We start from the raw sequence: 719 nt of genomic DNA, 5'->3' as shown, positions 1-719 counted from the left end.
GTAGGGGGTCAATAGCTGTACCGTTTGCGTCTGGTGAGGTGGGTAAATGTCGTTATATTGCTTCTTTCGCGAAAGACTCGAACCGGGTACCTGTATTTTTATGTGCTTGTCCTTGTAAGCTAGAAACTCGTAGCTGTTAGCTGATTTTCGGGGTGTTTTTTGGATAACGAATCCATCGTTTACGGTTGCATCAAGCATTTGCCGTTTGGCAATTTGCAGGAGCGCAAGACGAGCTGTTTTCAGAACCGTAAAGCCATTCGGCAATTGCCGCAGGCAGATGAGTGGCCGTTCCTGTGTCGGGAAATGTTTTCCGTGCCCGGTGATGACTTGATGGGCGGCACCTTCCAGACCCAGGTGATTCATTTCGGCATGTCTTATCGGGCGGTGGAGTACGAGTGGGAACACTGGATTGCCAAGTTCGAGTCCCTGCTCAAAAACATGTACTGGGTGAATGCGGTAGTGCACCTGGAAACCGAGTTGTCCGGGTTTCATACCTTCGTGTGGGACAGTGCCGATGTGTACCACGAACCCTCTGACGCCCCCCTGCGAGTACGTTGCGAATGGGCCCGTGAAGGGGCTATCGCCTGAGTTTTTCCCCCGTGCTGTAACGGCTCGGTTAAATGTCGGATTACGCCATTAGGCTAATCCGACCTACGTAAAAACCCCTCCTCATTTGCTGTTATTTTCCCTTCTCTGTGATTGCATTCTTATCCCCTTGC

The 719-nt window shown here is 51.0% G+C and carries 1 protein-coding gene; it reads left to right on the top strand.

Annotated features, from left to right (window positions below; genetic code table 11):
- Positions 1–159: 159 nt before the first annotated feature.
- On the top strand, positions 160–588 hold the full coding sequence (locus A3730_RS01830) for a hypothetical protein (RefSeq protein WP_007148883.1): 429 nt from the start codon (positions 160–162) through the stop codon (positions 586–588).
- Positions 589–719: the final 131 nt, after the last annotated feature.

The organism is Alcanivorax sp. HI0044, from assembly GCF_001634945.1.
The sequence above is the reverse complement of the archived record's forward strand: the minus strand, read 5'-3'. Positions and strand labels throughout refer to the sequence as shown.